The 6,546-nt window shown below is 42.6% G+C and carries 8 protein-coding genes and 1 riboswitch; of the genes, 3 read left to right on the plus strand and 5 right to left on the minus strand.

Annotation, left to right across the window (positions count from 1 at the left end):
• The 3 genes from AC1U9U_RS14830 to AC1U9U_RS14840 all read right to left on the minus strand — a co-directional run.
• On the minus strand, positions 1 to 491 hold a 491-nt coding region (locus tag AC1U9U_RS14830), incomplete at its 3' end, for a diaminopimelate decarboxylase family protein (protein WP_479961327.1).
• Positions 492 to 647: 156 nt separating this feature from the next.
• Positions 648 to 823: riboswitch (Lysine riboswitch) on the minus strand.
• A gap of 47 nt (positions 824 to 870) precedes the next feature.
• Positions 871 to 1,089: a hypothetical protein gene (locus tag AC1U9U_RS14835; protein WP_479961328.1), complete on the minus strand. Its 219-nt coding sequence runs from the start codon at positions 1,087 to 1,089 to the stop codon at positions 871 to 873.
• A gap of 114 nt (positions 1,090 to 1,203) precedes the next feature.
• Positions 1,204 to 2,007: a sulfite exporter TauE/SafE family protein gene (locus tag AC1U9U_RS14840; protein ID WP_479961329.1), complete on the minus strand. Its 804-nt coding sequence runs from the start codon at positions 2,005 to 2,007 to the stop codon at positions 1,204 to 1,206.
• 154 nt (positions 2,008 to 2,161) lie between these two features.
• Between AC1U9U_RS14840 and ybaK the strand changes: the two genes are divergently transcribed.
• The 3 genes from ybaK (at position 2,162) to AC1U9U_RS14855 (ending at position 4,034) form a co-directional block, all read left to right on the plus strand.
• Entirely contained in the window at positions 2,162 to 2,641 is a 480-nt protein-coding gene (ybaK, locus tag AC1U9U_RS14845) for a Cys-tRNA(Pro) deacylase (protein WP_479961330.1), read from the plus strand.
• Between the two features lie 117 nt (positions 2,642 to 2,758).
• Positions 2,759 to 3,847: a putative NPN-dependent ornithine cyclodeaminase gene (locus tag AC1U9U_RS14850; RefSeq protein ID WP_479961331.1), complete on the plus strand. Its 1,089-nt coding sequence runs from the start codon at positions 2,759 to 2,761 to the stop codon at positions 3,845 to 3,847.
• 31 nt (positions 3,848 to 3,878) lie between these two features.
• A complete protein-coding gene (locus AC1U9U_RS14855) occupies positions 3,879 to 4,034 on the plus strand; it encodes a hypothetical protein (RefSeq protein WP_479961332.1) in 156 nt (51 codons plus the stop codon).
• Positions 4,035 to 4,140: 106 nt separating this feature from the next.
• Here AC1U9U_RS14855 and AC1U9U_RS14860 read toward each other — a convergent pair whose 3' ends face one another.
• On the minus strand, positions 4,141 to 5,799 hold the full coding sequence (locus AC1U9U_RS14860) for a glutamine--tRNA ligase/YqeY domain fusion protein (RefSeq protein WP_479961333.1): 1,659 nt from the start codon (positions 5,797 to 5,799) through the stop codon (positions 4,141 to 4,143).
• 111 nt (positions 5,800 to 5,910) lie between these two features.
• Complete coding sequence (gene rnk / locus AC1U9U_RS14865; RefSeq protein ID WP_479961334.1) at positions 5,911 to 6,327, minus strand: nucleoside diphosphate kinase regulator; 417 nt, start codon at positions 6,325 to 6,327, stop codon at positions 5,911 to 5,913.
• Positions 6,328 to 6,546: the final 219 nt, after the last annotated feature.

A 6,546-nucleotide genomic window follows, 5' to 3' on the forward strand; every position in this document is an offset into this window, starting at 1 on the left:
CCATATTTAGAATCCTCGGGGTTACCGATTATCGAATTGCCACCGGACCGGAGGGGGCCGGGATTATAACGGAAGGAAATAACCTCTGGAATACCTGCATGCTTTTCCAGGTAATCAATATGGGTAATATCATCTAGATTAATAATAGCCCATAGTTCTCTGGCCTTTTGAAATTCATCGATAGGGGTATTATTAGAAGTAAACATGATGTTCTCCTCGGTAATCCTTGCCTTCTCCGCTAAAATCAGCTCTGCCATGGAACTACAATCCGCTCCGCAACCTTCTTCCCGAAGGATTTTTAAGATATGGGGATTGGGCAGGGCTTTTACAGCAAAATACTCTTTAAATTCCGGCGCCCAAGCAAATGCCGCCTGAAGTCTTTGGACATTCAGTCGGATAGCCTGCTCATCATATATATGAAAAGGTGTGCTGTTTTCTTCAATAATCCTATTTAGTTGCTCCCGATTAAATGGTAGCTTTTTCATTGCCATTGCCAATCCTCTCCTATTCTATCCTCTATAAAGTCTGTATTGTAAAGAAAATCCCGCTTAACTACGGACTAATATTTTCTAAATAAGCTAAAAACGGCTACGAGCCTGCTCGTAACCGTTATCAAAGGCGGCGGAAGATGCTTCCGGCCTCTAACATCACGAGATAGCACTCCACCGAGAAAACGGTGACAGTCTTACACTTTTTTAATGCAAGACCAGCAAAAGGCCTTTTGTCCTTGACCTTAGCTTCGGCAATGATTCCTTTCATTATCCGTCCTCACTTGACCGGCTCGGGATAACTACTAATAATGCACTGCGCCTCTACTCAATCTATAAAATATTATTCTATTATGGTACAAGACCCTGGGTCTGTCAATATCTACTTATAATTATTTTTACCTTCGAGGTTTTCCATAATGCCTCGATTATGGAAAACATCTTCAACCTCTAAGGTGAGCCGGCCACCTTTTTCCGTATCTTTTGGCTTCACACCATAATCGATTCCCTGCGTAACTTTGGCATCCGACATACTTACAACCCCTGCCGGTTCCCATATTTGACGCTTAAGTTCCTTGGCACTGTTCTTTTGATCATCCATCTTGATATTCCTCCTTTAAACTAGATTTCAAATCCCGTCCCTATGAATCCGAATTCTTGTTTAGCTAGCCAACTTTTCTTTAGAATACCCGAAACTGCAAAAAAGAATGTCCTTTTACTTAAACAAGGAAATAATTGGTTCCCCAAGGGATGTTAAACCAATAATAAAAAGCAGACCATAAACTAATTTTTTAAATTGGGCCTCATTAATCCTCTTTCTGATTGGCTGCCCGACCAAATAACCGAGTACAATGGCAAAAATCATGCTAATAAGCAATACTCCAAAAGACATCCTAAAAGCGTCTTGATAAAAAACGACTTTTATAGCCGTAGTTATAGTGTATTGAAGAAAAAAGAAATTAACTGTTGTTGCTTGAAAGGTGTCTTTATCTAAGTACTTGATCAGAAGAGCTACAATAGGAGGCCCAGGAATCGCCGCTAAACCATTAAGAAGGCCGGAAGAAAAAGCCGTCAGAATGAACACCTTCGACCCGGTCCTCAAATCTTGCTCTTTGACTAAATCATTTTTTTCACCAGCGCCGGAAGAATTAGCGCCTCTTAATTGGAGCCACTGCCACGAAACATAGGCTATGAGGATGATCCCCACCACCCCTTTAATATACAATTTATTCATGTACCCACTCAGGGCTATCCCGATAATTAACCCGGGAATGGACAAACCCAGAAGTCGCAGGAGCAAATCCCAACGGGCTAACTTGCGCATTTTAAACCCTTGTAAAGAAGAGACCATCATCGATAAAACCATACCTGCCAAAAGGGCCTGTTGACTGGGTAGCACAAATAGAAGCAGCGGAACGGCCAAAAGACCAAAGCCAAAGCCTGTTAGTACTTGTATAAAGGTAGCACAAAAAACAATCCCACTCATGAAGATCCATAATTGCCCGGATAACAACTCCAAATTCACACCTTCTCAATATGTATTCTTTGTATTGTTTTTTGGCATAGGTTGCCGGGTAAGCTTGACAATAATCCCTTGCTTTTCCTATAGTGATTGAAGAAGATATACTCTATATTAAGGCATATGAAACCACGGCAAAGAAAGGTGAATTCTTATGGCCCATAAAACCAATGCTGCCCGGATTCTTGACCAAGCCGGCATTCCCTATGAACTGATTCCTTATGAAGTAGATGAATCTGACCTCTCTGCTACTACCGTGGCTAAAAAAGTGGGGATGCCTCCGGAAATAATCTATAAAACCTTAGTTTCCCGGGGCGATAAAACCGGTATTCTCATAGCCTGTATTCCTGCCCATTATGAACTGAACCTTAAGGCCTTGGCCCAAGTCAGCAGCAATAAAAAGGTAGAAGTGGTGTCTCTAAAGGAAGTGCAGCCCTTGACCGGTTATATCCGAGGGGGCGTTTCGCCTTTGGGAACCAAAAAAAAGTACCCGGTCTATTTTCACGAAGATATCCTAAATTACGAAAAGATTGCTATTAGTGCAGGAACTAGGGGACTGCAGATCTTTGCTCTTGCCCAAGACCTGATTAAAGTTACCCAAGGTAAAACCGGCCCTATCGCTAATCCTGCTTAAAAACAGAATCAACAAACCCATAATAAACCGGATGTTCTCTCCTGATTTGGTCGTATGAAGCCGGGCTACTGGTAAATAATAATCTTAACAGTTTATTGTGATCAAAGGAGAGATTTTATGAGCTTCCAACTTACTCATTATACTCCGCCGGATTTAAATCGTGAACCTTTTCTAAGTGCCCCGAACGCCACCTTAGTCGAAGTTCAGCAGGATGGCGTTGCTCCGGATAATTTCCATGGCATGTCCATTTATCCTGAATATTTTAAAATCGATGGTCAATGGACCCTTGCCTCCCAAAGCCGTATGGATGGTGTTCCAATTCTTGCCCCAGACGGCTCTATCCAAATCATTGAGTTTCGTAATCTAAAAAAAGGCGATCGTGTCGTGGTAGGGCGAACGGAAGACGCCGGCGAAGGTATTTATGTTTATGCCGGTGGGTTTGCCTCTACGGATGGTAATACTGATGTCTTTGCCTTCCGGTCCGGCCGCTCCCGGGAAACCGCTTATTCCAAGGATTACAATAATCTTTACGATGTGTTGCGCTATGAGAAAGAACATGGGGGCCATATAGTTTGGGTATTAGGACCGGCTGTGGTCTTTGATTATGATTCGCGGGAAGCTCTTGCCTCTTTAATCGAGAAAGGCTATGTTCAGGCGATCCTGGCGGGCAATGCTATGGCCACTCACGATCTGGAAGCGGGCATTCTCGGTACCGCCTTTGGTCAGAATATCTATACCCAAGAATCTCAACCCAACGGTCACTATAACCACTTGGATTTGATCAATATGGCCCGAAAAGCCGGTTCCTTAGAGAAACTTATCGAAAGCCATAACATAACTGAAGGTGTGGTTTATTCAGCCTTAAAAATGAAAATCCCCTTAATTCTTGCCGGCTCTATTCGGGATGACGGGCCGCTTCCTTCTGTATGGGCCAATGTCTACGAGGCACAAGATGAGATGCGCAAGCAGACCAGAAAAGCAACTACTTTGATCTGCCTAGCCACCCAGTTACATAGCATTGCCTCAGGGAATATGACCCCTGCTTATACAGAGCAAAACGGAATAATTCGCCCCGTCTACATCTATGCCGTAGATGTTGCCGAGTTCACCTTAAATAAATTAAGAGACCGGGGCTCCCTGGAAGTGACCACCATTGTCACCAATGTCCAGGATTTTCTGGTAAACGTAAATAATAATTTAAACTAGATAAACAGTTTTTGGTTAGGGAGGAAAAAACGTGAGAGTAAAAATAATTCAGGCCTATCGCCAAGATGGCCTGGAAAAAAAGATGAACGCCTTCTTGCAAGAACATGAAGGTAAGATCGAAATCGTCGATATTCAATGGAAAGCTTTTTTAGAGCATTACGTCATGATTCTTTATAAGGAAAAGTAAGGTTTGTCGATAAAGATTAATGCAAAAAAGTCACGGACTAGTCGTGACTTTTTTATATATTAGTTTTTCCATGACCTAAAGTTAATGCTAAATTGTGTAGAGAGACTTACTTCACCACATAAGAACTCTTTAAGGAAACAACAAGATTGAAAACCAATTTTTCCGCTGTAGTATATTTGGGATCTACATTGAAGTAACCATGGCGGGGGAATTGGAATTTGTCCTGGGGGTTAGCCTCTTTCATATGGGGCTCCACAAACCCTTGAACGATTTCTAAGGAGTTAGGATTGATATTGTCAAGGAAGGTCTTTCCTTCCTCCTCTTCCACATCATCCAGGATCAGGGCATCATAAAGGCGGAACTCGGCGGGCAATGCTTGAGTGGCTTCTACCCAGTGAATGGTTCCCTTAACCTTACGACCGGTAAAGCCGGTGCCACTTTTGGTCTCGGGGTCATAGGTACAATGAATCTCTAAAATATTCCCGGCCTCATCCTTGATTACCTCTTCACACTTGATGAAGTAGGCATCAATCAACCGCACTTCATTACCCGGATAAAGACGATGGTATTTGGGCGGCGGGTTTTCCATAAAATCATCTTGCTCAATGTAGATTTCCCTGGAAAAAGGAATCTGACGTTTACCCATCTCCGGATTTTCCTTATTATTGTCTGCATCCAGCATTTCCACTTGGCCTTCCGGGTAATTGGTAATGATCACTTTCAGGGGGCGAATCACGGCCATGGGCCGGGGCACCTTTAGTTTAAGGTCCTCTCGAATAAAGTGCTCCAGCATCTTGGAATCAACTACACTATCCGCTCTGGCAACCCCGATGGCTTGAGCAAAATTGCGGATAGCTTCCGGTGTATAGCCCCGTCGGCGCAAACCGGATATGGTGGGCATTCTGGGGTCATCCCAACCGTCTACCACCTTCTCATCCACCAACATCTTTAATTTCCGCTTACTCATAACCGTATTGGTCATATTCAAACGGGCAAATTCATATTGATGAGGAACATGCTCCATCTCACATTCCTGAACTACCCAGTCATATAAAGGGCGATGATCCTCAAATTCTAAAGTACAAATAGAATGGGTTATTCCTTCGATAGCGTCCTCTAAAGGATGGGCATAATCATACATGGGATAAATACACCACTTATCCCCGGTATTATGATGGCTGGCATGGGCAATTCGGTAAATGACCGGATCCCGCATATTGATATTCGGCGAGGACATATCGATTTTGGCCCGCAAGACCTTTTCCCCATCCTTAAATTCCCCTAAACGCATTCTTTCAAAAAGGTCAAGATTTTCTTCCACGCTGCGCTTGCGATAAGGACTTTCCGTACCCGGCTGTGTCAAAGTCCCGCGAGTTTGGCGCATCTCTTCGGCAGAGAGGTCACAGACATAGGCTTTGCCTTTTTTGATCAAAAGGACTGCCCGCTTATGCATCTCTTCAAAATAATCGGAAGCAAAAAAGAGGTTGTCCCACTCAAACCCAAGCCATTTTACATCTTCCTTAATGGACTCCACATACTCCGTATCTTCCTTAACCGGGTTGGTATCATCAAATCGTAAATTCGTTTTCCCCTTAAACTCCGCGGCTAAACCAAAATTTAAACAGATCGATTTGGCGTGTCCAATATGCAAATAACCATTGGGTTCTGGAGGAAATCGTGTATATACTTGATCTACTTTACCCTCTCGCAAATCCTCAATAATTATATTGCGCAAAAAATTAGAGGATTTATTTTCTGTTTCCACTACGATCAACCTTTCCCTGCACAGAATTCATCCAGATTTTCTTTTTTAAACTATTTGCGATGACAAATTATCATTAGCTTACCCAATTTTTAATCCTTAACCCCTAGGGAGCTAGAGTTCATAGTCACCGGCAGCCTCCGGCTGATAAAGAATCTTTTCCACCCGAAATTGAATAACACCATCAGGAACTTTCCAGTCAATGATATCCCCTTCCCGGTAGCCAAGGATTGCCGTTCCCACCGGCGCAAGTATCGAAATCTTATCCTCTAAAAGATCTGCATCCTCAGGGTAAACCAAAGTATAGATAGTTTCCTCACCTGTTTCCAAATCTTTAAGAGATACTTTTGTATTCATGGTTATTGCATCACGAGGGATTTGGTTCGAGGGCATTACATCCGCTCGGTTTAATTCCCTCTCGAGATCTTTAAGATATTCTTGGTTTTTGGAACTGCCAAACTCCCTTTCCTTGTTAATGAGTTTGAGTAATCGTTCCTGATCAACTGCTGTAATACTGATCTTCCTACTCATTTCTCCTGAACCTTCCTTTTCATATAATAACGTTATACATCCGCCGTAAAAATTTACTTTCTGCTAAATATAGAGCGACTATCGCCTGATAGCCGCTAACAAATGGGCATATTAAATTTTAGTCGGTAAAAAAGTAAAAGAAGTCCTTGTGCACAAGTATAATTATATACTATATTCTATAATAAGTAAATGTTAGCAAAAAGACAAGTTATCCGGCAA

This window comes from Desulfitobacterium sp. (assembly GCF_982384815.1).